1 pseudogene is annotated in these 541 nt (G+C 45.7%); it reads right to left on the bottom strand.

The window, feature by feature from the left end:
- Positions 1-541, bottom strand: a pseudogene (locus R7E78_RS29830) (transcriptional regulator CadC); the annotation flags it as partial.

Below are 541 nucleotides of genomic sequence, written 5' to 3'. Positions count from 1 at the left end.
CTCACTGGCCAAATCCAGATCACCATCCAATTCAGCATGCTTACCACGAATCACATAAGACAGCACTGAATCTCGTAACCTCAATGCTTGCCCAAGATGCTGCTTGGCTGAAGCCATGTCACCAGCGATGGTTTCGTGTAGGGCCAAAGCTTCATAAATTCGAGGTTGAATTGGCCCAACCATCATTTTCACGTTGGTTTCCAGCGCATCGCTGAGTTGTTGCACTCGCCCTTTCTTTAGTTCGAGAGACGAATCAAGCACTTTCTGCACGTGGTAAGCAATCAGCAATTCAGCTTGAACATAAGCATTATCTGGCTCGATTTCTAAAATATTTTCCATCAAATCGATGCCTTGGCGAAACTGCTTGGCATCAGAGACATTAAGATAATGGTTAGCTTGCACAAACAATTCCAAGGCATCGGGATTCATGGGCATTCCCGCCACCAGCATCGTAGATTTTAATTTGGCATCCGGCACTTTCAGCACTTGCATCAAGTCCAACGATGCTTGTTGAAGCACGGTCTTTAAATGGCTACTGGTT

The sequence above is a fragment of the Vibrio sp. YT-19(2023) genome, assembly GCF_033337395.1.
The sequence above is the reverse complement of the archived record's forward strand: the minus strand, read 5'-3'. Positions and strand labels throughout refer to the sequence as shown.